This window comes from Paenibacillus sp. D2_2, from assembly GCF_031199965.1.
Taxonomy (GTDB): domain Bacteria; phylum Bacillota; class Bacilli; order Paenibacillales; family Paenibacillaceae; genus Fontibacillus.
Genome location: NZ_CP133605.1, coordinates 4,987,501 through 5,010,431, shown reverse-complemented (window position 1 = coordinate 5,010,431; position 22,931 = coordinate 4,987,501). Strand labels below are relative to the sequence as shown.

General features: G+C 45.6%; 34 protein-coding genes and 4 pseudogenes. 36 read left to right on the top strand and 2 right to left on the bottom strand.

All coding sequences use genetic code 11. The features are described from left to right. Positions 1-21: 21 nt before the first annotated feature. The 35 genes and pseudogenes from rplB to RE628_RS25620 all read left to right on the top strand — a co-directional run bounded on the left by rplB (position 22) and on the right by RE628_RS25620 (position 20,389). Positions 22-851 (top strand): annotated as a pseudogene (gene rplB, locus RE628_RS25790) (50S ribosomal protein L2). A gap of 72 nt (positions 852-923) precedes the next feature. Continuing rightward, complete coding sequence (rpsS, locus tag RE628_RS25785; RefSeq protein WP_309156144.1) at positions 924-1,202, top strand: 30S ribosomal protein S19; 279 nt, start codon at positions 924-926, stop codon at positions 1,200-1,202. 36 nt (positions 1,203-1,238) lie between these two features. After that, positions 1,239-1,570, top strand: a pseudogene (gene rplV / locus RE628_RS25780) (50S ribosomal protein L22). Positions 1,571-1,583: 13 nt separating this feature from the next. Further along, on the top strand, positions 1,584-2,252 hold the full coding sequence (gene rpsC, locus RE628_RS25775; RefSeq protein WP_309156142.1) for a 30S ribosomal protein S3: 669 nt from the start codon (positions 1,584-1,586) through the stop codon (positions 2,250-2,252). 2 nt (positions 2,253-2,254) lie between these two features. Then, positions 2,255-2,689, top strand: a complete 435-nt coding sequence (rplP, locus tag RE628_RS25770) for a 50S ribosomal protein L16 (protein ID WP_309156139.1) — start codon at positions 2,255-2,257, stop codon at positions 2,687-2,689. Further along, positions 2,679-2,876, top strand: coding sequence for a 50S ribosomal protein L29 (gene rpmC, locus RE628_RS25765; RefSeq protein WP_309156135.1), 198 nt, complete (start codon positions 2,679-2,681; stop codon positions 2,874-2,876). The genes rplP and rpmC overlap by 11 nt, the downstream gene beginning before the upstream one ends. Before the next feature lie 50 nt (positions 2,877-2,926). After that, complete coding sequence (gene rpsQ / locus RE628_RS25760) at positions 2,927-3,190, top strand: 30S ribosomal protein S17 (protein WP_309156132.1); 264 nt, start codon at positions 2,927-2,929, stop codon at positions 3,188-3,190. A gap of 36 nt (positions 3,191-3,226) precedes the next feature. Further along, positions 3,227-3,595: a 50S ribosomal protein L14 gene (gene rplN, locus RE628_RS25755; RefSeq protein WP_309156129.1), complete on the top strand. Its 369-nt coding sequence runs from the start codon at positions 3,227-3,229 to the stop codon at positions 3,593-3,595. Positions 3,596-3,650: 55 nt separating this feature from the next. Beyond that, entirely contained in the window at positions 3,651-4,004 is a 354-nt protein-coding gene (gene rplX, locus RE628_RS25750; protein ID WP_127002990.1) for a 50S ribosomal protein L24, read from the top strand. A 33-nt stretch (positions 4,005-4,037) separates the two neighbouring features. Further along, a complete protein-coding gene (gene rplE / locus RE628_RS25745; protein WP_309156125.1) occupies positions 4,038-4,580 on the top strand; it encodes a 50S ribosomal protein L5 in 543 nt (180 codons plus the stop codon). Between the two features lie 46 nt (positions 4,581-4,626). Further along, the gene (locus RE628_RS25740; protein ID WP_010348808.1) at positions 4,627-4,812 is read left to right on the top strand and encodes a type Z 30S ribosomal protein S14; all 186 of its coding nucleotides are present in this window, start codon (positions 4,627-4,629) and stop codon (positions 4,810-4,812) included. A 30-nt stretch (positions 4,813-4,842) separates the two neighbouring features. Then, entirely contained in the window at positions 4,843-5,241 is a 399-nt protein-coding gene (rpsH, locus tag RE628_RS25735) for a 30S ribosomal protein S8 (RefSeq protein ID WP_309156118.1), read from the top strand. Positions 5,242-5,271: 30 nt separating this feature from the next. Further along, positions 5,272-5,814, top strand: a complete 543-nt coding sequence (gene rplF, locus RE628_RS25730; RefSeq protein ID WP_309156116.1) for a 50S ribosomal protein L6 — start codon at positions 5,272-5,274, stop codon at positions 5,812-5,814. An 83-nt stretch (positions 5,815-5,897) separates the two neighbouring features. Further along, positions 5,898-6,266, top strand: coding sequence for a 50S ribosomal protein L18 (rplR, locus tag RE628_RS25725; protein WP_309156114.1), 369 nt, complete (start codon positions 5,898-5,900; stop codon positions 6,264-6,266). Between the two features lie 26 nt (positions 6,267-6,292). Further along, positions 6,293-6,790, top strand: a complete 498-nt coding sequence (gene rpsE / locus RE628_RS25720; protein ID WP_068779115.1) for a 30S ribosomal protein S5 — start codon at positions 6,293-6,295, stop codon at positions 6,788-6,790. 13 nt (positions 6,791-6,803) lie between these two features. After that, the gene (gene rpmD, locus RE628_RS25715) at positions 6,804-6,989 is read left to right on the top strand and encodes a 50S ribosomal protein L30 (RefSeq protein ID WP_309156110.1); all 186 of its coding nucleotides are present in this window, start codon (positions 6,804-6,806) and stop codon (positions 6,987-6,989) included. 97 nt (positions 6,990-7,086) lie between these two features. Continuing rightward, positions 7,087-7,527, top strand: a complete 441-nt coding sequence (gene rplO / locus RE628_RS25710; protein ID WP_309156107.1) for a 50S ribosomal protein L15 — start codon at positions 7,087-7,089, stop codon at positions 7,525-7,527. Then, the gene (secY, locus tag RE628_RS25705) at positions 7,527-8,825 is read left to right on the top strand and encodes a preprotein translocase subunit SecY (protein ID WP_309156104.1); all 1,299 of its coding nucleotides are present in this window, start codon (positions 7,527-7,529) and stop codon (positions 8,823-8,825) included. Before rplO ends, secY begins: the two co-directional genes overlap by 1 nt. A 92-nt stretch (positions 8,826-8,917) precedes the next feature. Continuing rightward, on the top strand, positions 8,918-9,568 hold the full coding sequence (locus tag RE628_RS25700; protein WP_309156100.1) for an adenylate kinase: 651 nt from the start codon (positions 8,918-8,920) through the stop codon (positions 9,566-9,568). After that, positions 9,568-10,320 carry a type I methionyl aminopeptidase gene (gene map / locus RE628_RS25695; RefSeq protein ID WP_309156096.1) on the top strand — a complete coding sequence of 251 codons (753 nt, stop codon included), beginning with the start codon at positions 9,568-9,570 and terminating at the stop codon, positions 10,318-10,320. Before RE628_RS25700 ends, map begins: the two co-directional genes overlap by 1 nt. Positions 10,321-10,329: 9 nt before the next feature. Further along, entirely contained in the window at positions 10,330-10,638 is a 309-nt protein-coding gene (locus RE628_RS25690) for a KOW domain-containing RNA-binding protein (RefSeq protein WP_309156093.1), read from the top strand. Between the two features lie 2 nt (positions 10,639-10,640). Continuing rightward, positions 10,641-10,856: a translation initiation factor IF-1 gene (infA, locus tag RE628_RS25685; protein WP_068779122.1), complete on the top strand. Its 216-nt coding sequence runs from the start codon at positions 10,641-10,643 to the stop codon at positions 10,854-10,856. Between the two features lie 233 nt (positions 10,857-11,089). Further along, positions 11,090-11,203, top strand: a complete 114-nt coding sequence (gene rpmJ / locus RE628_RS25680) for a 50S ribosomal protein L36 (protein WP_068779123.1) — start codon at positions 11,090-11,092, stop codon at positions 11,201-11,203. 20 nt (positions 11,204-11,223) lie between these two features. Then, positions 11,224-11,592 carry a 30S ribosomal protein S13 gene (rpsM, locus tag RE628_RS25675; protein WP_309156085.1) on the top strand — a complete coding sequence of 123 codons (369 nt, stop codon included), beginning with the start codon at positions 11,224-11,226 and terminating at the stop codon, positions 11,590-11,592. Between the two features lie 20 nt (positions 11,593-11,612). Then, entirely contained in the window at positions 11,613-12,008 is a 396-nt protein-coding gene (gene rpsK / locus RE628_RS25670) for a 30S ribosomal protein S11 (protein WP_309156082.1), read from the top strand. 132 nt (positions 12,009-12,140) lie between these two features. After that, positions 12,141-13,085 (top strand): DNA-directed RNA polymerase subunit alpha, encoded by a 945-nt coding sequence (locus RE628_RS25665; protein WP_068779125.1) that lies wholly within the window; start codon positions 12,141-12,143, stop codon positions 13,083-13,085. A gap of 41 nt (positions 13,086-13,126) precedes the next feature. Next, positions 13,127-13,492 (top strand): 50S ribosomal protein L17, encoded by a 366-nt coding sequence (rplQ, locus tag RE628_RS25660; protein WP_068779126.1) that lies wholly within the window; start codon positions 13,127-13,129, stop codon positions 13,490-13,492. Positions 13,493-13,831: 339 nt separating this feature from the next. Continuing rightward, positions 13,832-14,649 (top strand): annotated as a pseudogene (gene truA, locus RE628_RS25655) (tRNA pseudouridine(38-40) synthase TruA). 190 nt (positions 14,650-14,839) lie between these two features. Next, positions 14,840-15,277 (top strand): 50S ribosomal protein L13, encoded by a 438-nt coding sequence (gene rplM, locus RE628_RS25650; RefSeq protein ID WP_309156076.1) that lies wholly within the window; start codon positions 14,840-14,842, stop codon positions 15,275-15,277. A 20-nt stretch (positions 15,278-15,297) separates the two neighbouring features. Next, positions 15,298-15,690: a 30S ribosomal protein S9 gene (rpsI, locus tag RE628_RS25645; protein ID WP_120463601.1), complete on the top strand. Its 393-nt coding sequence runs from the start codon at positions 15,298-15,300 to the stop codon at positions 15,688-15,690. A 174-nt stretch (positions 15,691-15,864) separates the two neighbouring features. Further along, complete coding sequence (locus tag RE628_RS25640) at positions 15,865-16,188, top strand: hypothetical protein (RefSeq protein ID WP_309156072.1); 324 nt, start codon at positions 15,865-15,867, stop codon at positions 16,186-16,188. 119 nt (positions 16,189-16,307) lie between these two features. Next, on the top strand, positions 16,308-17,000 hold the full coding sequence (locus tag RE628_RS25635) for a phosphoadenylyl-sulfate reductase (RefSeq protein WP_309156070.1): 693 nt from the start codon (positions 16,308-16,310) through the stop codon (positions 16,998-17,000). Positions 17,001-17,037: 37 nt separating this feature from the next. Then, complete coding sequence (gene sat, locus RE628_RS25630; protein WP_309156069.1) at positions 17,038-18,207, top strand: sulfate adenylyltransferase; 1,170 nt, start codon at positions 17,038-17,040, stop codon at positions 18,205-18,207. A gap of 232 nt (positions 18,208-18,439) precedes the next feature. Further along, positions 18,440-19,214, top strand: a pseudogene (gene cwlD / locus RE628_RS25625) (N-acetylmuramoyl-L-alanine amidase CwlD). 62 nt (positions 19,215-19,276) lie between these two features. After that, complete coding sequence (locus tag RE628_RS25620) at positions 19,277-20,389, top strand: Mrp/NBP35 family ATP-binding protein (RefSeq protein ID WP_309156067.1); 1,113 nt, start codon at positions 19,277-19,279, stop codon at positions 20,387-20,389. Between the two features lie 40 nt (positions 20,390-20,429). On the opposite strand, the gene gerD is transcribed toward RE628_RS25620, so the two are convergent. After that, positions 20,430-21,269 carry a spore germination lipoprotein GerD gene (gene gerD, locus RE628_RS25615; RefSeq protein WP_309156064.1) on the bottom strand — a complete coding sequence of 280 codons (840 nt, stop codon included), beginning with the start codon at positions 21,267-21,269 and terminating at the stop codon, positions 20,430-20,432. A 127-nt stretch (positions 21,270-21,396) separates the two neighbouring features. Between gerD and RE628_RS25610 the strand changes: the two genes are divergently transcribed. Next, entirely contained in the window at positions 21,397-22,023 is a 627-nt protein-coding gene (locus RE628_RS25610; RefSeq protein WP_309156062.1) for a KinB-signaling pathway activation protein, read from the top strand. A 95-nt stretch (positions 22,024-22,118) separates the two neighbouring features. Here the strand turns inward: RE628_RS25610 and pdaB are convergent, their stop codons facing one another. After that, positions 22,119-22,928, bottom strand: a complete 810-nt coding sequence (pdaB, locus tag RE628_RS25605; protein ID WP_309156061.1) for a polysaccharide deacetylase family sporulation protein PdaB — start codon at positions 22,926-22,928, stop codon at positions 22,119-22,121. Positions 22,929-22,931: the final 3 nt, after the last annotated feature.

Below are 22,931 nucleotides of genomic sequence, written 5' to 3'. Positions count from 1 at the left end.
TAAAGTAAGGAGGGAAATCTAGTGCCTATCAAAAAGTATAAACCGACATCTCCGGCAAGACGTAATATGTCCGTGTCGACATTCGAAGAAATTACTACAGATACTCCGGAGAAATCCTTGCTTGCGCCACTGAGCAAAACAGCTGGCCGCAACAACCAAGGTAAAATCACTGTGCGTCACCATGGCGGTGGACACAAACGTAAATATCGTATCATCGACTTCAAACGGAACAAAGATGGAATTCCAGGTCGCGTTGCTACAATCGAGTACGACCCGAACCGGACTTCTAACATCGCTTTGATCCACTATGCTGACGGTGAAAAACGCTACATTATCGCTCCGCAAGGGCTTAAAGTAGGCGACGTTATCGAGTCTGGTGTAGGTTCCGATATCAAAATCGGTAATGCTCTTCCACTCGAGAACATTCCAGTGGGTACAGTTATCCACAACATTGAGTTGAAACCAGGTAAAGGCGGACAACTTGTTCGTGCTGCTGGTACAGAAGCTCAATTGCTCGGTAAAGAAGAAAAATACGTAACTGTTCGTCTTTCTTCTGGCGAAATGCGTAAAATTCTTAAAGTTTGCCGCGCTACAATCGGTTCTGTAGGTAATGCAGACCATGAATTGATCAAGATCGGTAAAGCAGGCCGTAATCGCTGGAAGGGCCAACGTCCTGAAGTGCGCGGTGTTGTTATGAACCCTAACGATCACCCACACGGTGGTGGTGAAGGTCGCGCTCCGATCGGTCGTAAATCGCCGTTGTCTCCTTGGGCAAACCAACCCTTGGTTACAAAACGCGTAAAAAAGGCAAAGCGTCTGATAAGTATATCGTTCGTGGCCGCACGAAGTAATCCGCGCCTCGCGGATCACTTCACGGCAGTGAATTATAGATCGAACCATGCAGCGTGAAGGGAGGATATTAAATGAGCCGTAGTCTTAAAAAAGGACCTTTTATTGACGGATATTTGTTGAAAAAGGTGGAAGAGGCGAGCGCATCGAACAAGAAGGTTGTTATTAAAACTTGGTCGCGCCGTTCGACAATTTTCCCACAATTCATCGGCCAAACTTTTGGTGTATATGACGGACGTAAACACGTACCGGTATATGTAACAGAAGACATGGTAGGACATAAACTTGGTGAATTTGCTCCAACCCGTACCTACAAAGGTCATACGGATGACGACAAGAAAACGAGACGTTAATCGATAAGTTCTTCGTTTGAGAGGAGGTAACAACACATGGAAGCTAAAGCACATGTAAAGTCTGTTCGAATTGCTCCCGTAAAGCTCAACTCGTAGTTGACTTGATCCGTGGTAAGCAAGTAGGCGATGCGATCGCGATTCTACGCCACACTCCAAAGGGCGCTTCCCCGATCCTGGAGAAGCTTTTGAATTCGGCGATTGCGAATGCTGAGCATAACTATTCTATGGATGTAAATAAATTGGTTATTACGCAAGCTTACGTAAACCAAGGTCCGACAATGAAACGTTTCCGTCCTCGTGCAATGGGACGTGCAAGCCGGATCAACAAACGCACCAGCCACATTACTTTGGTGGTATCCGAAAAATAAGGAGGGAAAACGTGTGGGCCAAAAGGTAAATCCGATCGGATTACGAGTAGGGATTATCCGTGATTGGGAATCCAAATGGTATGCAGGCAAAGATTTCGGTGATCTCTTGCTTGAAGACGTTAAAATTCGTGAACACCTGAAAAATAAATTGAAAGACTCCGCAGTATCTCGTATTGAAATCGAGAGAGCGGCTAATCGTGTGAACGTGACGATCCACACCGCGAAGCCAGGTATGGTTATCGGTAAAGGTGGTTCGGAAGTTGAAAATCTGCGTAATGAAATTACAAAAATCGCAGGTGGCAAAAAAGTTCACATCAATATTTCTGAAATTAAACACCCTGATCTTGACGCAATTCTCGTTGCTGAGAGCATCGCACAACAATTGGAACGTCGTGTTTCTTTCCGTCGTGCTTTGAAGCAAGCAATCCAAAGAACTATGCGTTCGGGAGCGAAAGGGATTAAGACAGCAGTCAGCGGTCGTCTCGGCGGTGCTGAAATTGCTCGTACAGAGGGCTACAGCGAAGGAACTGTTCCACTTCATACGCTCCGTGCTGACATTGATTACGGTACAGCAGAAGCACATACGACTTATGGACGTATTGGCGTAAAAGTATGGATCTATCGTGGAGAGGTTCTTCCTACGGCTAAGAAACAACCAGCTGCTCAGGAAGGAGGCAACTAATCATGTTGGTACCAAAACGTGTAAAACACCGCAAGCAACAACGCGGTAGTATGAGAGGCCAAGCAAAAGGCGGCACTGAATTGAACTTCGGTGAATACGGTCTGCAAGCTCTTGAGCCAACTTGGATTACGAACCGTCAAATTGAAGCAGCGCGTATTGCTATGACGCGTTACATCAAACGTGGCGGTAAAGTATGGATTAAAATTTTCCCTGACAAGCCGATTACTCAAAAGCCTCTTGAAGTCCGGATGGGTAGCGGTAAAGGTAACGTTGAAAAATGGGTTGCAGTTGTGAAACCTGGTAAGATCATGTTTGAACTTGCTGGTGTATCGGAAGAGGTTGCTCGCGAAGCTATGCGTCTTGCCGCTCACAAATTGCCAATCAAAACGAAGTTTGTGAAACGTGAAGAAGTGGGTGGTGAAGCAAATGAAAGCTAATGAACTTCGCAACTTAACCACTGCTGAGATTGAACAAAAAGTTGCAGGATTTAAAGAAGAACTCTTTAACCTCCGTTTTCAATTGGCTACAGGCCAGCTTGATAACCCGACTCGGATCCGTGATGTGCGCAAGGAAATAGCTCGTGCTAAAACCGTATTACGTCAAAGAGAACTAGGGATTGGTTAATATAGTGCTTAGTCAAATCTAAGCGTGAAAGTTTAGGAAGGAGGCTAACCATGAGCGAACGTAACGCCCGTAAAGTGCAAATTGGTAAAGTCGTTAGTGACAAAATGGATAAAACCATTGTTGTAGCTGTTGAAACCTACAAGAAGCATGACCTTTATCATAAACGCATGAAATATACGAAGAAGTTTAAAGCACATGATGAGAACAATACTGCTAAAATCGGTGATACTGTTAAAATTGCTGAAACACGCCCGTTGTCTAAAGACAAGCGCTGGAGACTCGTTGAAGTCGTTGAAAAAGCGATTATCATTTAATAGCACCGTAGTTTCGATCGAAGGGAGGATATAACGATGATTCAACCATTTACACGTTTGAAGGTGGCTGATAACTCTGGCGCGAAGGAACTGATGTGTATTCGCGTTTTGGGTGGTACTGGTCGTCGCACAGCACAAATTGGCGATTTGATCGTTTGTTCTGTGAAACAAGCAACACCAGGCGGCGTTGTCAAAAAAGGTGATGTAGTTAGAGCGGTTGTGGTTCGTACTAAACGTTCCGTTCGTCGTAAAGACGGTTCTTACATCGCATTTGATGAAAATGCAGCGGTAGTTGTTAAAGAAGACAAGAGCCCACGTGGTACTCGTATTTTCGGACCAGTTGCCCGCGAGCTTCGCGATAAGGACTTCATGAAAATCGTTTCCTTGGCTCCGGAAGTTATCTAATAAAGATAACGTATCCTAAGGTACGTTAAGTGTTCGAAACAGGAGGTGTAAACAAATGCCTAGATTGAAAAAGATTCTGGAATCCCACAACAATAAGCTTCATGTTAAGAAGGATGATACGGTAATCGTGATCTCCGGTAAAGACAAAGGCAAGAAAGGCCGCGTCATTGCCGCTTATCCTCGTGAGAACCGCGTTCTTGTGGAAGGCGTGAACATGGTGAAAAAACACCAAAAGCCAAGCCAATTAAATCCACAAGGTGGAATTATCGAGAAGGAAGCTCCGATTCACGTATCGAACGTAATGCATGTTGATCCTAAGAGCGGAAAAGTAACTCGTATCGGTTACAAAGTATTGGACAACGGCAAGAAAGTTCGTGTAGCTAAAAAATCCGGTGAAGTAATCGACTAATCCAGGAACGTTAAGAAAGGAGGTCCATGACTCATGGCAGCAAGAATGAAAGAACGCTTTTTGAACGAAGTAACACCTGCTTTGATTCAAAAATTCAACTACACTACAGTAATGCAAGTGCCTAAAATCGAGAAAGTAGTTATCAACATGGGTGTTGGTGACGCAGTTGCTAACTCGAAAGTACTTGATGCTGCAGTTAATGATATGCAACTTATCGCTGGTCAAAAACCAGTAATTACTCGCGCTAAGAAATCCATCGCTGGTTTCAAACTTCGTGAGAACATGCCGATTGGTGTGAAGGTTACTCTTCGCGGCGAACGCATGTACTATTTCCTTGACAAATTGTTCAATGTAACGCTTCCTCGCGTTCGTGACTTCCACGGCGTATCGAACAAAGCATTCGATGGACGCGGTAACTACACACTTGGTCTTAAGGAACAATTGATCTTCCCTGAGATCGAGTATGACAAAGTTGATAAAGTACGTGGTATGGATATCGTTATCGTTACGACAGCTAAAACGGACGAAGAGTCCCGCGAGCTGCTCACTCAACTCGGAATGCCATTTGTTAAATAATAAATGGCATAAAAGCTCCGAGAATATTTAGGAGGTGTCAGGTTCAGTGGCAAAAACTTCGATGAAAGTTAAACAACAACGTGCGCCAAAATTTAAAGTGCGGGCTTATACTCGCTGCGAACGTTGTGGTCGTCCACACTCAGTATTGCAAAAGTTTAAAATCTGCAGAATTTGCTTCCGCGAATTAGCATATAAAGGCCAGATCCCTGGCGTTAAGAAGGCAAGCTGGTAAACCATCAACAACGGGAAGGAGGTTTCATGAATGAACATTTCAGATCCAATTGCAGATATGCTTACACGTATTCGTAACGCGAACACAGTTCGTCACGAAACGGTGGAAATGCCTGCATCCACGATCAAGAAACAAATCGCTGAGATCTTGAAGCGTGAAGGTTTCATCCGTGATGCGGAGTATATCGATGATAATAAACAAGGGATCATTCGTATTTTCTTGAAATACGGATCCAACAGCGAGCGTGTTATTACTGGTTTGAAAAGAATCAGTAAACCAGGTCTTCGCGTATATACGAAGAGCAACGAAGTTCCGCGTGTTCTCGGTGGCTTGGGTATCGCGATTATCTCTACTTCCAAGGGAGTTATGACCGATAAGGAAGCTCGTCAAGCGAAAGCCGGCGGAGAAGTTCTCTGCTACGTTTGGTAATTAAAGTCACAAAACAAGGAGGTGCAGCAAATGTCACGTATTGGTCGCAAACCAATTACAGTACCTAGTGGTGTGGATGTCACACTTAACAATAACGTCATTACAGTAAAGGGCCCTAAAGGCACTTTGACTCGTGAGATTCATAAGGACATGAAGGTAACGGTTGAAGACAACCAAATCCTCGTTGAACGTCCTTCTGATAATAAATTGCATCGTTCCCTACACGGTACTACTCGTAGTGTCGTGAGCAACATGGTGAACGGGGTAACTGAAGGTTATACTAAGACTCTTGAACTGGTTGGTGTTGGATACCGCGCAAGCAAGTCCGGCGAGAAATTGGTACTCAACGTTGGGTATTCTCATCCAGTAGAGATCACTCCAGAAGCAGGCATCGAATTTGAAGTTCCTACTAACACGAAGATTATCGTTAAAGGGATCAATAAAGAACGCGTAGGCGAATATGCTGCGAACGTTCGTGCTGTACGTGCACCTGAGCCATATAAAGGTAAAGGTATCAAGTATGAAGGCGAACGCATTATTCGCAAAGAAGGTAAAGCTGGTAAGAAGAAATAATGTTTCTTCTTATTATGCTTGCCTTGGGGCAGCATAATCGACAAATGGCTTGAAGGTAAACCGAAGGGAGTGAAATGGAAGTCATGATCACAAAAGGCGATAAGAATAAAGCACGTCTGAAAAGACATTTGCGTGTACGTAAAAAAGTGACTGGTACGGCTGAACGTCCAAGACTTAACGTATTCCGTTCTTCCAAACACATCTATGCTCAATTGATCGATGATGTGGCTGGCGTAACGATCGTATCCGCTTCGACGGTTGATAAAGAGTTGAGTGGAGAAATCAAGAACGGCGGTGACGTTGCATCTGCACGTATGGTTGGCGAATTGATCGCTAAACGCGCACAAGCAGAAGGCAAGAAAGTTGTGGTATTTGACCGCGGCGGTTACTTGTACCATGGACGTATTCAAGCTCTGGCAGAAGCAGCTCGTGAAGCAGGTCTTGAATTCTAAAATATTTATAAAAGGAGGTAAATCACTTGCGTGTAGATCCGAACACTTTAGAACTGACTGAAAGAGTAGTACACATTAACCGTGTTGCTAAAGTAGTTAAAGGCGGACGTCGTTTTAGCTTCAGCGCGCTGGTTGTTGTCGGTGACGGCAAAGGCTGGGTTGGTGCTGGTATCGGTAAAGCTGGCGAGGTTCCAGATGCGATTCGCAAAGGTATTGACGATGCGAAGAAAAATCTTATCTACGTACCAATCGTAGGAACTACAATTCCTCACTTGGTAACTGGACGTTTTGGCGCTGGTAGCGTTCTGCTGAAACCAGCTTCAGAAGGTACAGGAGTTATCGCCGGTGGTCCTGTTCGTGCGGTTCTCGAACTTGCAGGCGTAGGCGACATTCTTACAAAATCTTTAGGTTCTTCGAATTCCATCAACATGGTCAACGCGACTTTGGAGGGTTTGTCCCGTCTGAAGCGTGCTGAAGATGTTGCGAAATTACGCGGTAAATCCGTCGAAGAACTACTCGGTTAAGGAGGGAATTCTCATGGCTAAATTGCAAATTACCCTCGTGCGTAGTTTGATCGGACGTCCGGAGAACCAACGTACTACCGTGAAAACATTGGGACTTCGCAAAATCAACCAAACTGTGGTTCACAACGATAATCCTGCTATTCGTGGCATGGTTAACCAAGTAAGCCATCTCGTTTCGGTTCAAGAAATTGCGGAGTAATCTGAAGCGATAACTGCATTCAGTACAGACAGACCCGCATTAAGCGGGTTGATGTTATGGGCTAATGCCAACAATAAATAAGGAGGTGCAACGAACGATGAAGTTACATGAGCTTTCCCCAGCTGCTGGTTCCCGTCACGAACGCAAACGCGTTGGTCGCGGTACTGGTAGTGGTATGGGTAAAACATCTACGCGTGGTCACAAAGGTCAAAACGCTCGTTCCGGCGGTGGTGTTCGTCCGGGCTTCGAAGGCGGTCAAAACCCGCTGTATCGTCGCTTGCCAAAACGCGGATTTATCAATCCGACGCGGAAAGAGTATGCGATTGTGAACATCGAGGAACTTAACAGCTTTGCGGCGGGTACAGAGGTTACTCCTGAACTGTTGATGGAACAAGGTATCGTGAAAAACGCTAAAAGCGGCATCAAGATTCTTGGCAACGGTGAAGTTACTGTCAAATTGACGGTTAAAGCTAATAAGTTCTCTCAATCTGCGGTAGAGAAAATCGAGGCTGCCAGCGGTAAAACCGAGGTGATCTAATGTTTAAAACCATTAAGAACATTTGGCACGTGAAGGACCTGCGCACACGTATTCTGTTTACACTGTTTATCTTCATCATCTATCGGATCGGATCTTTCGTTCCGGTTCCGGGTATTGATACCCGAGTGTTTGAGTCGGTAAACAATGCCGGAAGCGAGTTGTTCGGGTTCCTGAACACCTTCTCGGGCGGTGCTCTCAAACACTTCTCCATCTTTGCGCTCGGGATTATGCCGTACATTACGGCGTCCATTATTGTTCAACTACTCTCCATGGACGTCATTCCGAAGTTTGCGGAATGGGCGAAACAAGGGGAGTATGGTAAGAAGAAAATGGCCCAAATTACCCGCTACGGCACGGTAGTTCTGGCATTGATTCAAGCATTTGCGACTTCAGTCGGATTCAACCGTTTGTATGGCACTGAGATGGTACCTAATGCTACATTTGCGGATTATCTTGTCATCGCCATTGTGTTGACAGCAGGTACTTCGTTCTTGATGTGGCTCGGTGAGCAGATCACGGATAAAGGGATTGGCAACGGTATTTCGTTGATTATCTTTGCCGGGATCGTCGCTGCTTTCCCAACTCATATACAGAATATTGCTCATTCCGAATTCATCGTTGAAGGACAAACCTTCATGAATGTGGTTAAAGCGATCGCGATTGTGCTAGTCTGTGTTCTAATCATTGTTGGTGTTATCTTCATCCAACAAGCGATTCGTAAAATTCCAGTACAATATGCAAAGCGCGTTGTGGGCAATAAGATGTATGGTGGCCAGAATACACATATTCCGTTGAAGATCAACTCGGCGGGCGTTATTCCAGTCATCTTCGCTGTATCGCTTTTGCAATTCCCGGTTATCATTGCTAGTTTCTGGTCAACTCATGGCTGGGCACAATGGATTAGAGCTAACTTCGCTATCGACCATGCATTAGGTATGGTGCTTTATGTTGTGATGATCATTGGATTCACGTTCTTCTACACTTTTGTGCAGATGAACCCGCAGCAACTTGCTGAGAACATGAAGAAGAATGGCGGCTTTATTCCAGGCATTCGTCCGGGCAAAGCGACACAAACTTATTTGACTCGGGTATTGACTCGTCTAACAATGACAGGAGCTCTGTTCCTGGCTGCTATTTCAATCCTTCCGGTTGGTTTAGGTGCTCTGGCAAACCTGCCTAAGTCTGTACAAATCGGAGGAACCTCGATTCTGATCGTAATCGGTGTTGCACTGGATACGATGAAGACCATTGAGGGACAATTGATTAAACGGCACTATAAAGGCTTTATTAATAAATAGTAAATAGGTACCAGGCCGAGTTTGTTCTACAGCTCTCCTGGCGCCTATTATGCTGTTTCTTGTAAGGAGATTCTAGGAGGGAGTGAAAAAACATGAACGTTTTATTCATGGGGCCTCCTGGAGCAGGTAAAGGGACACAAGCTGAGGTTATCGTTAACGAATTCGGCATTCCGCATATTTCAACAGGCGATGCATTTCGTCTGGCTATGAAGCAGGGCACTCCTGTTGGAATGAAAGCGAAGGAGTATATTGATAAGGGCCTCCTGGTGCCTGATGATGTTACAGTTGGCATCGTTCGTGAGCGCCTGCAGCAGTCCGATTGCGAAAAAGGTTTTTTATTGGACGGTTTTCCAAGAACCCTTTCGCAAGCGGAAGCGCTGGAAGAACTGCTGAGCGAGCTTGGCAGAAAACTGGAGCATGTCATTAACCTGAAGGTAGATCGTGATAAGCTGATGGCGCGTCTTACTGGACGTCGTATCTGCAAGTCTTGCGGATCTACTTATCATGTGATCTTTAATCCTCCTGCTCAGGAAGGTGTTTGTGATAAGTGCGGCGGTGAGCTGTACCAACGCTCCGACGACAACGAAGAGAGCGTGGGCACTCGACTGGACGAATATATCAACAAAACTGCACCTCTCCTCAAGTTTTATGAAGATAAAGATTTGCTTCGTCAAGTTGATGGAGAACAGGAAATTGATTCGGTTTCCAATGAGATCGTATCTATACTGCGAGGTCAGGTGTAATGATCATATGTAAATCCGAAACGGAACTAGGCTTTTTGAGAGAAGCAGGGCGGATCGTCGCGGAAACGCATAGGCTCATGGCGAATTCAATTGAGCCTGGAATTACGACGGGTGAACTCGATCACATCGCCGACAAGTTCATACGCAGTCAAAGCGCCTTGCCGTCTTTTAAGGATTACAACGGTTTTCCTTACAGCATTTGCGCTTCGGTCAACGATGAATTGGTACACGGCTTTCCCGGCAAACGCAAATTGAACGAAGGCGACATCATTACGCTTGATATAGGTGCGCAATATCGTGGCTATCATGGAGACTCGGCATGGACGTATCCAGTTGGTGAAATATCCGCTGATGCACAGAGACTTTTGGATGTAACTGAAGGTTCTCTATTCGCTGGCTTGGCTCTAGTTAAGCCCGATGTACGCTTATATACGATATCGCATGCAATCCAACGTCATATTGAGGATGCAGGTTTCTCGGTGGTTCGTGAATATGTCGGTCACGGCGTAGGAACAGAACTGCACGAAGAGCCACAAATTCCGAATTACGGAACGCCTGACCGCGGACCTCGGCTTAAGCCAGGTATGGTCCTTGCTATTGAACCGATGGTTAATGCGGGAGAGCGATTCGTAAGAACGCTGGAAGATAATTGGACAGTCGTTACTGTGGATGGCTCACTCTGTGCTCACTTTGAGCATACAGTAGCAGTCACGGCCGACGGCATGGAGATCCTTACTAAGCTGGATGAGTAGGTGGATATCATGATGCACCGCTCTGTACCACAAGTTGGCCAGCTGGTGAAGGTGCTGAAAGGCAGAGATGCTGGCGACGCTTATGTGATCATTGATATTGTGGATGACCGGTTCGTGTTAATCGCGAATGGGGATAAGCGTAAATTTGATCAGCCTAAGCGAAAAAATGTGCAACATCTTGAACTTCAGTCCATGATCAGCAGTGAGGTAGTTCAAAGTTTGCAAGAGAGCGGTAGGGTGACGAACGGCAAACTGCGTCATGCAGTTAGCACATATATAGCATCCGCCAATGCTAATGCCGAAGAGAAAGGAGACTGAATGTGTCCAAAGAAGATGTTATTGAGGTAGAAGGAACGGTTGTAGAGCCGTTGCCTAATGCTACATTTAAGGTAGAGCTTGAGAACGGTCATCAAATTCTCGCTCACGTATCCGGTAAATTGCGGATGCACTTTATTCGGATTCTGACGGGAGATAAAGTGGTGGTTCAATTATCACCATATGATCTGACCAAAGGACGTATCACATATCGTAAATAGATACCATATCTTTTACTTTTATTTTGTGGTACTATATTAAGGTTGAGTGTAACTTAGCTTTTTTAGTATGATGGAATTGCTTGTCGTTACAGGCTGCTATCGAACCGTGTTTTACTTTTGTAGAACTTGGTTAATCTTATTATGAAGTGAGTTTACTCTGCAAAGCTGAGTTAAACTTAGCTAATCCTTACGAAGAGAGTTTTGCTTCGCAAGACTTTGAGGAGGTAGTCAACATGAAGGTAAGACCTTCTGTAAAGCCTATTTGCGAAAAATGCAAAGTCATTCGTCGCAAAGGCCACGTTATGGTGATTTGTGAAAATCCTAAACACAAACAAAAACAAGGTTAAAGAAGGGGGTGTAGCGTAAAATGGCACGTATAGCTGGTGTGGATTTGCCACGTGATAAACGCGTTGAGATCGCCTTAACTTACATTTTCGGAATCGGTAAAACGACTTCCCAGAAAATCCTGAGCACAACAGGCATCAATCCGGACACTCGTGTTCGTGATTTGACGGAAGATGAGGTTAGCAAACTACGCGAAACGATCGACAAGATGGTCAAGGTTGAAGGTGACTTGCGTCGTGAAATTTCTTTAAATATTAAACGTTTGATCGAAATCGGATGCTACCGCGGTGTACGTCATCGTCGTGGCCTGCCTGTTCGCGGACAACGTACTAAAACGAATGCCCGTACTCGTAAGGGTCCTCGTCGTACTGTAGCGAACAAGAAGAAATAAGAAGGGAGGATAACTGAACAATGGCTAAACCCAAAAAAGTCGTACGTACAAAACGTCGTGATCGCAAAAATATTGAGACTGGTGTAGCACATATTCGCTCCACTTTTAACAATACGATCGTTACGATTACAGACCCACATGGCAACGCAATTTCATGGGCTAGTTCCGGCGGTCTTGGATTTAAGGGTTCCCGTAAATCCACTCCGTTTGCTGCACAAATGGCAGCTGAAGCTGCTGCAAAAGCAGCTATGGAACATGGCATGAAAACTGTTGAGGTTATGGTTAAAGGTCCTGGAGCCGGCCGTGAAGCCGCTATCCGCTCTTTGCAAGCGGCAGGCCTTGAAGTTAACATGATTAAAGACGTGACTCCGATTCCTCACAATGGATGCCGTCCTCCAAAACGCCGTCGTGTATAATGAAGCCGCATCTAATGTGGTATAGCAACAGCATTTTTTGGTAACAATGGTTGTTTAGGCATACTACATGATAAGACTTCAGTAGACATGGCAGTTTGCGTAGGAACGAGTGTTTGAAGGAGGGGTACTTTCGTGATAGAAATCGAAAAGCCGAAAATTGAGACCGTTGAAGTTAACGATGAAGGCACCTATGGTAAATTTGTAGTGGAACCACTTGAGCGTGGTTATGGCACCACTTTGGGTAACTCGCTTCGCCGGATTTTACTATCTTCCTTGCCTGGTGCTGCGGTAACCTCGGTCCAAATCGATGGTGTTCTGCATGAATTCTCGACTGTCCCAGGTGTAATGGAGGACGTGACGGAAATCATTCTGAACCTGAAGGCTCTTTCACTTAAAATCCATTCGGATGAGGAGAAAATCCTTGAGATCGATGCGGAAGGTGAAGGAGTAGTTACAGCAGGTGATATCCGTGCGGACAGCGATGTGGAAATCCTGAATCCGGAGCTTCATATTGCAACGCTTGAGCCGGGTTCGAGACTTCATATGCGCATTTACGCGGGACGTGGTCGTGGTTATGTTCAAGCAGATCGTAATAAACGAGACGATCAGCCGATCGGAGTTATTCCCGTCGATTCGATCTATACCCCGATTACTCGCGTCAATTACGTTGTTGAGAATACCCGTGTTGGCCAAGTGACCAACTATGACAAGCTGACGCTTGAAGTATGGACCGATGGCAGCATTAAACCTGAAGAAGCGGTTAGTCTCGGTGCTAAAATCTTGACCGAGCATCTCTTCCTGTTCGTTGGTTTGACTGACGAAGCGAAGGACGCTGAAATCATGGTTGAGAAGGAAGAAGACAAGAAAGAGAAAGTTCTTGAAATGACGATTGAAGAGCTCGATCTTTCCGTTCGCTCTTATAACTGCCTCAAACGTGCCGGCATCAATACGGTACAAGAGCTGACCACGAAAACGGAAGAAGATATGATGAAGGTGCGTAACCTTGGTCGTAAATCTTTGGAAGAAGTTCAAGAGAAGCTTGAGGAGCTCGGTTTAGGGCTTCGTACGGAAGAATAGACTCTTTGTGAATCGTCTCTAGCGAAGGAGGGAAAACTCAAATGGCATACCAAAAGTTGGGCCGTAATTCCAGCGCTCGTAAGGCTTTGTTCCGTGATCTGGTAACCGACCTGTTCTTATATGAACGTATCCAAACGACTGAAGCTAAAGCGAAAGAAGTTCGTTCTATCGCTGAGAAGCTGATCACTAAGGCAAAACAAGGAGATCTGCACGCTCGTCGTCAAGTTGCAGCTTATGTTCGTCGTGAATCCATCGACGGTCAACAAGATGCAATCCAAAAACTGTTCTCGGAGCTGGCACCACGCTACTCTGAGCGTCCAGGCGGATACACTCGTATCTTGAAATTGGGACCACGCCGCGGTGACTCTGCGCCTATGGTTTACTTGGAATTGGTAGACCGCGCGTAATACCGGGGATAACCCATTGTACGTGAAACTCTCTGTCGGCTCGCCTTATGTGGCTCAGCTGCGGAGAGTTTTTCTGTGCGTAGGGGTGAAATGGTTCAAAAGCGGGCTTTTTGGACTACCTCTTAAATTGTGTGTTCAAAAAGTCTGGTTTTCAGCACCGAGAAGGTTGGATGAAGCTAGGGCGTGAGGAGCGGAGCGTACGTAGTGTGTACGTGAGCACCGGAAGGCCCGGGTGAATTCAAGATTCGATGTCGAATCAGCTCTCAGTGTTACTTCGTGTTCAAAAGCGGACTTTTTGAACTACCTCTAAGTCTAGTGTTTACCGGAGGGAGGATCTTAATGCGTAACCTGTTAATGACAGTCAGCTACGATGGAACTGAATACTTTGGGTTTCAGACCCAGCCCGGTGGCAACACCGTTCAGGACCATCTGGAGGCGGCTATTCTTGGTTTGACAGGCGAGGTCGTGAAGATCCACGGTTCGGGCGTACAGATGCCGGGGTGCATGCCAAAGAGCAACCTTTCCATGTGCATACGGAGTCGAAAATTCCGGTGGATCGATGGAGATTGGCACTGAATGGTCGACTACCAGCCGATATACGTGTAACGAATGTACAGGAGGTTCCGCTGTCCTTTCATGCCCGTCGATCGGCGAAACGGAAGACATACAGATTTACAATCAACGCGAATCGGATACCGGATGTATTTAACCGCCGTTATCAAGTCCATCATCCTGGACGGCTGAACGTTGAGAGCATGCAGGAAGGGCTGAAGTACTTAATTGGTACTCATGATTATACTTCCTTTGCTTCTCGTCATTCCACCAAGGCGAGCCATGTGCGAACGATCTACGATGCCTGGATTGAAATGGATCAGTCTTGCAACTGCTCTGGTTCACATGAACAGGGGATCATCCATATATTTATGACTGGCAGTGGCTTTTTGCAGCATATGGTGAGAATTATCGTTGGTACCCTGTTACAGGTGGGTGAGGGTAAGCGTAAGCCAGAGGATATGAAGAGGATATTGGAGGCACAAGACCGTGCTGCAGCCGGACCAACCGCAGAGAGTAAAGGGCTGATGCTATGGGAGGTTCTTTACCATGAGGATGGGGGCCATGAAGCTGACTTGCTTGAATGGGATGAGATCGAAGAATAGCAGGTAATCTTATAAATAATACTTGCACATTGCTTTTTCATCCTGTAAAATAGAAGTTGTGTTTCTTAATGGCTATCCCACGGCCCCGATTAAGATAAACACAAGTTAGTTAATTTACGAATTGCTTAATTGTAAATGACAAGTGCGAAGATAAATGAACGATTGAACGAGAATGAAGGAGGATCATTACATGCGTACCACCTACATGGCGAAGCCAGCTGAAGTTGAGCGCAAATGGCACATCATTGATGCCGAAGGCAAAACGCTGGGCCGTTTGGCAAGCGAAGCTGCTGCAATCATTCGCGGCAAACATAAACCAAGCTTTACACCACACGTTGACGGCGGTGACTTTGTTATCGTAATCAACGCTGAGAAGATTGTTCTTACTGGCAAGAAGTTGGATAACAAGAAATATTATCGTCATTCCCTGCACCCAGGTGGTTTGAAAGTGACTGTTGCTAAGGATCTTTTGAACACTAAACCTGAACGTGTAATTGAATCGGCTGTATTCGGTATGCTTCCTAAGACTCGCATGGGCGAGAAAATGAAGCTGAGACTGAAAGCTTACGCTGGAACAGAACATCCACATGCAGCACAAAAACCTGAAGTTTACGAACTTCGCGGATAATAAAAAGGGAGGACAGTTTCATGGCACAAGTACAATACTATGGGACAGGTCGTCGTAAACATTCGGTAGCTCGTGTTCGCCTTGTACCGGGTGAAGGACGCATTGTCATTAATAAACGTGATATCAATGAATATTTCGGTCTGGAAACTCTTAAACTGATCGTAAAACAACCTTTGAATTTGACGGAAACGCTTGGCAGCTATGACGTAATCGTTATTGCTCATGGCGGCGGTATCTCCGGTCAAGCAGGAGCAATCCGCCACGGTATTTCCCGTGCATTGCTCAAAGCTGACCCTGAATTCCGTCCTGCATTGAAAAAAGCAGGATTCTTGACTCGTGACCCACGGATGAAAGAACGTAAGAAATACGGTCTTAAAGCCGCTCGTCGCGCGCCACAATTCTCGAAGCGTTAATATTTGCACAATATGCCCTTGGCCAACCGGCCAGGGGCTTTTTACATCTTATACGGTGTTTATGATTTGCCTTAATCGGTTTTCCTGAATATCAATAAAATGGTGTATATTGGGTTATTGTTCTGGTATATTTGATTTGTAAGAACAAAAATCTTTTAGAGAAAGGAGTATTCTATGTCTAACAACGCGAGAACGCTTAAATGGGTGACTGGAGGCTTGGAACTTTTCCTTGGTATTCCGGTGCTCGGCGGACTGATCATAATGGGGACCTCATACATACCGCTTTTCATCATGTTCGTACTACATATCATTACACTAGTCTTGTCCGCTAATAATCAGGAATCGAAGTATGGTTCAATTGTCGGAATAATTACTTCGGTCATTGCCTGGATCCCTATCCTTGGTATGATTATGCATCTCATTACAGGCATTCTTCTTATGATTAGTGCTTCCCAGAAGCCTACTGATCATCCTATGAACAACACATATAAGTATTAGTTAAGAGAAGCGCCCAAGTGGGTGCTTTTTTTATTGACTTCTATTTGGAAATATTTATACTATAAGTGACAATTCTAATCTGATTAGTAGGACTTATTCCAAGACATGGGGGGCGGAGCATGAATTTACTGGAGAAAGAAGCATTGATTGAGGAGAAAGCTGTCGAACTGGAGGGGGCTTCACCGCAGGAGATAATCACTTGGGCAGTTGAGACATTTCCTAATATCACCTTTGCCTGTAGCTTTGGTGCTGAGGATGTAGTGCTTGTAGACATGCTGCAGAAGATTAGTCCGAAGACGGACATCTTTTACCTGGATACCGATTTTCATTTCAAGGAAACTTACGAGACCCGGGATAAGCTGGAGGAAAGTTACGGTGTAAAATTCGTCAAAGTGTCTCCGGATATTACTCCGGAGGAGCAGGAGGAGCAATATGGCGCGGAACTGTGGAAGAAGGATCCAAACGCATGTTGTAATATCCGTAAAGTAGGTCCATTAAGCCTGATTCTATCCAAATACGAAGCTTGGATTACTGGAATCAGACGCGATCAAGCTCCGACGAGAGCTAATGCCAAGAAGATTGAATACGATGTTAAATTTGGACTTGTCAAATTCAATCCGATCGCGAACTGGACTAGTGAGGATGTATGGAATTATATCCGGGAACATGATCTTGCATACAATCCTTTGCATGATCAGAACTACCCGAGTATCGGGTGTGAACATTGTACGCGCCCGGTTATGCCTGGGGATGACCCCCGTGCAGGCCGCTGGGCAGATTCAGAGAAGACAGAGTGCGGATTGCATAAATGATGAATAGGATAAGGTTAATGAACAGGGAGGATACAGTATGACGGCAATTTCACCGCATGGCGGTACACTCGTGAATCGCCTTGTGACAGGTGAGGAGCGCGAACACTTGTTAGAGGTAGCCAAGGAACTGAAATCGGTACGTATCAATGCCTGGACAATCTCTGACCTCGATTTAATCGGAGTCGGTGCATTTTCTCCACTAACAGGGTTCCTGAACGAGGATGACTATCATTCGGTCGTTAGGCAAATGCGGCTTGTAGATGGTACAGTATGGAGCATTCCAATTACCTTATCGGTAAGCGAAGAGGAAGCTTCGGCGCTCTCCCCAGGAGAGCGGATCGCCTTAGTTGGTGAGCAGGATAGCGTTGTATACGGCTTACTTGAGATCGGAAGCCTTTATAAAGTGGATCAGCAGGAAGAGGCTAGACGAGTATTTAAGACGACAGATCCTGAGCATCCAGGGGTTAAGAAGTTGCTGGAGCGTTCTCCTATCTATATTGGTGGATCGGTGCAAGTGCTGCATCGCCCTAGACCGGACCGCTTTACTGAATTCTATTTCGATCCGAAGCAGACGCGACGTATATTCGCGGATAAGGGATGGAATACCGTGGTTGGCTTTCAGACGAGAAATCCGGTACATCGGGCCCATGAATATATTCAGAAGAGTGCGATGGAGATTGTCGATGGCTTATTCCTAAACCCGCTTGTGGGCGAGACGAAGTCGGATGATGTTCCTGCAGATGTCAGAATGCAGAGTTATCTGGTGCTGCTAGACAATTATTATCCGCGAAACCGTGCATTTCTGGGAGTGTTCCCGGCGGCGATGCGCTATGCGGGCCCACGGGAAGCGATATTTCATGCCATGGTTCGCAAAAATTATGGATGCACCCATTTCATTGTCGGCCGAGACCATGCAGGTGTAGGGGATTATTACGGGACTTATGAAGCACAGGAGATATTCAGCAATTTTACATCAGATGAATTAGGGATTACGCCTTTATTTTTTGAACATAGCTTCTTCTGCACGAAATGCGGCAATATGGCTTCGAGTAAGACGTGCCCGCATCCCACAGATGATCATCTGACCTTGTCTGGAACCAAAGTGAGGGGGCTCTTGCGCGAGGGGATTTGTCCTCCGCCTGAATTCACTCGCCCTGAAGTGGCAAGGGTGCTGATCGAAGGAATGAGTCATCAAGTTGTCATATAGGCGCTTTTGATCACGAAGTAACACTGAGAGCATATTCGGCATCGAATCTTGAATTCAGCCGGGTCTTCCGGTGCTCACGTACTCAAAACGTACGCTCCGCTCCTCAGACCCTAGCTTCATCCAACCTTCTCGGTGCTGAAAACCGCCTTTTTTGAAGTAAAGATGTAATATTTGTCCACCTCGTCCCATATAGATGATTAGTGTCATTTATGGAGATGGAGGTGGCTTTTTTATGAACTCCAAGGATAAAAAAATTAGTGTCTGGCTGTCATTAAATCATATGAAATGGGGACTGCTCGGAATTGGGTTGCTGGGTCTGTTGATTGGATTCGCCAAATATGAAGTTCCGGCCATAAAGACAGCGAGCTATTGGAATCTGCCGCTGGCAGGGATGACGATTGCTCTTGATGCCGGTCACGGAGGCCCCGATGGGGGAGCGGTGAGTAAGCAGGGAATGATTGAGAAAGATATTAATCTTGCAGTCACGCTGTATCTGCGGATTATTTACAGCAAGCCGTGCGTTGGTATATTTGACGAGAGAGGACGATCGTGATCTGGCTGATGCAAATACTAAAGGATATAAGAAGCGCAAAACCGAAGATTTGACTCGGCGGGTTCGTTCTATCGAAGAGAACCAGGCTGGGGCGTTCGTTAGTATTCACATGAACAGTGTTCCATCTTCACGGTGGAGCGGAGCGCAAACCTTCTATTCAACCAATAATGGGGACAGCGTTACATTGGCTGAGTTTATTCAGGATGAGCTGCGAAATAACCTGAATAACACCGACAGAGTCGCGAAGCGCTCGGATAAGTCAGTATATTTGTTAGAGGAATTGAAAATTCCTGCGGTATTGGTGGAGGTCGGATTCCTATCGAATCCGGAAGAAGCTAGACTACTTGGGGATGAGAAGTATCAACAGAAAGTGGCTGCTTCGATCTTTCAAGGAATCATGAAATATATTTCCAAAAAAGAAAACGGAAACAAAGCAGACAACAGCATAAAATGATATAATTAATATCATAATTATGCCAATATATTCGATTACTAAATAGATTCGGGGTGTTGTCTGTGTTAACGAAGGAACAGCTTGAGGCTATACTTAGACCTATTGCAGAACCTGTATTGGGCCGCAGCTTGATCGATTTACAATGGATACGCAATATGATGATAAAGGAAGATAAGGTTTCTTTGACGGTGATCACCTTGAAGCAGGACGGGAATACGCGCCATAAGCTGGAGGAAGAGATCCGTTTTCGTCTGAAGGAAGCCGGAGTCAGCAACTTACATCTACGCTTCCGTGAGCCTTCCGAGTATGAGCGCCAGGAAGCAGGACAAGCCGTGAATTCAAGTGAATCTGATAAGGCGCCGTTACAAGCTCCACGAGGGCATGGGGCTGGGCTGGAACAATTATCGATTCTGGATCCTGAATCAGGAGTCCACTTCATAGCGATAGCCAGTGGAAAAGGCGGAGTTGGTAAATCTACGGTAGCTGTAAATCTAGCCGTGGCTCTGGCCCGTCTCGGCAAAAAAGTCGGATTAATTGATGCTGATATATACGGCTTCAGTGTACCAGATATGATGGGGATCGAGACAACTCCTGCGATCGAGGATGGTGTCATTCAGCCAGTTGAGAGATTCGGCGTGAAGGTGATGTCGATGGGGTTCTTCATCCAGGAGAATACTCCCGTAATTTGGCGTGGGCCTATGCTTGGGAAGATGCTGCGTCAATTTTTCGCTGATGTGAATTGGGGAGAGCTAGATTATATGCTGCTTGATTTGCCGCCGGGAACAGGAGATGTTGCACTAGATGTACATCAGATGATCCCTCAGAGCCGCGAGATCATTGTTACTACCCCTCATGCGACAGCGGCTTTTGTCGCTGCCAGAGCAGGTGCTATGGCGCTGAAGACAGAGCATGAAGTGCTTGGTGTGGTTGAGAATATGGCCTATTATGAGTGTTCGGATTGTCATAAGAAGGACTATATCTTTGGCCGCGGTGGTGGTGCACGCTTAGCTGAGACGCTGCATACGGATCTGCTGGCGCAAATCCCACTTGGAACGCCGGACAATCATCCGTCGGAACCTGACTTCTCTCCATCGGTTTATAAAGCGGAGACATTTATTGGACTCATTTATGATGAGATCGCTGCTACATTAGAAACAAAATGCCAAAAAGACTGAACCATACAGGTTCAGTCTTTTTTATCATAAGGTAGTTAAGCTAACCTTCATCACCGGAGCCGCTGTCTCCACCTTGTTTCTTTTGTTCTCCGCCACCCTTACCGCCTTGTTGCTCACCCTGTTTCTTACCTTGTTCCTCGGCTGGCTTCTCAACCTTAGGTATGAGCTGTTCTTGAACGACGGTCTTAAGCAGTTCCATAACCTCCATTTTGAATAAAGGGCTTTGCATTGCTTCTTGCATGATGGTCATCGTCTGCTTGCGGTAATCCGAAGACTTGGTCAAATCCAAGAACATCTGCATAATCTCAGGTGACTTCATCATGTCCTGCATAGATTTTTGATAAGTAGGGTCCTTAATCAGGTCCATATGGAGCTGTTTGTTCTGAGCGCTAATGGCCTTGGCGAAATTACCAGCAAACTTAGGGTCTGTCATAATTTTTTCTATTTCCTTTTTGTATGCCGGAGAGGTAATCGTTTCTTTTACGGCCATTTTGACTTCTTCAGAGGTATTGGATGGAAGGAGCATCTTGATTCCGTAATTTCCACCTCCACCTGATCCACCACCCGATCCACCACTAGAACCGCCCGAACTACCGCTTGATCCAGAAGAGCCTGATCCTGAGTCAGAACCTGATCCGGAATCGGAGCCAGACTCAGACGATGAGCTCGAACTGCTGCCGGATTCGCTCTGCGGTGAGCTTAAGGCCTCGTAGATCGCTTTTTTTCCGTCATCGGTCTTCAAAATGTCGATGACCATCGATTTTGTATCTTTATATCCACTTTGGGAAGATTGCATTGAGCTTTGATCAGAGCCGCATGCCGTTAACGAAAAAGTAAGTATGATGCACGATAGCCAGCGGTAAGAACCTACCCACCTCATGATTCCAGCCTCCTTATGAATATCAATGTTTGTAGTATGTGGCTAAAAAAAAGAATTATCCGAGGAAAAACAATGGTCTTTTGCTGGAATCATTGGTAAAATATTTCGATAGTGGGAGGTGGCTTAATTGAATTTTAAAAGATGGTTGCATTTATTCTGGACGACTTTGGTGGTTGGAGCCGCCGGCTCGCTCGTTATTGGCTTACTCTTACAGTGGACTGATACGACAAATACAATGAAGTTCAATGGGACGGCTGATTTCCTTGTCAATGTTGGCTTATTGTTAGGTGTTGGGGTCATGGTGAGTGTATACTCCCAGATGGGCTTCTTCGCATATATGATGGTCAATTATATGGGAATGGGCGTCTTCTCACGTAGAACCTGGCAATATATCCAGATTGTATTGACCGCATTGGCGTTATTCGAATTAATGGTTCTTCGAATTTTTGTAGGCGGTAACAAAGCTTCCTACTCCGATCTTATTCTAGGAATCATTATTTTGGTGATTGCCATAGTCGTAGCTTATTTCAAAGCTAAAATGACAAATGGATCTGCATGGATACCAACTCTATTCTTTATGATTGCTATCACAATAGTAGAGACGATTGGCGTACTGAAGATCGAGGTAGATCAGGCGACCGCCTGGATTGCTGGTCCGCTGATTGCCTGCAATGCTTATCAGATTTTGATTCTGCACCGCGTATTGAAGCCTAAGCAGTCTCCACAGTTACACAGTCAAGAAATGATAAATTAGGAATGACTTGAAGAGAATATAATGAAAAAAAGGACTGTCCATTTCCGTGAAGAACGGAGATGAATGGTCCTTTTCATTTAAGTGCGCCTTAGGGATTACATGCCTGCTGCTGTATTGATTTGCCCCTGAAGCCAAGCTTGATCGCGAACTTCGCTGCCTTTCACACCTGCTTCTTGGAGCAAGTCAGTTACACTTACAAAGTCATATCCCTTTTGCCGCAACTGATCGATAATATCTGGGAGAGCCTCATGTGTCTGCTTGGCTGAATCACTGGCATGTAGAAGAACGATATCGCCTGGATGCGCTTTGTTAACGACGCGATTAACAATATTGTCGACGCCTTTATTTTGCCAATCCTGAGAATCGGTGTCCCATTGGATCACTTTGTATCCCATCTTATCAGCAATAGATAACACACGTTTGTCAAAATCTCCATTAGGGAGTCGGAGCAGATTTGGTGCTTTTCCGGTCAATTCGGTTAAAATAGAGTGAGCTGTGGAAAGTTGCTTGGAGATTTCTTCATCGCTTAAATCACTGTAATTATCATGCTTATGTCCGTGGCTGCCAATTTCATATCCCTGTTCCTGAATTGCTTTTACAACGTCCGGATGGCTTTTTCCCCAAGGAGATGAGATGAAGAAAGTAGCCTTTTGAACATTTTTATCCTTGAGAACTTTCAGGATCGGTTCTGCCCGTTTGTCTCCCCAACTGATATCGAAGGTCAGGGCGATCACTTTCTTCTCCGTAGGGACACTGTAGATAGCGGCGGGGCTGCTCTCCTCGGAAAATACGGTGATATGACTCTGCTCCACATAGACGATACCTGCTGCAAACAGGGCCGCGGCAAAAACAAAGAAAAACCTTTTGATTTTCTTCCCGTTAAGGACATAGAAGAAGTTGTTCATGCT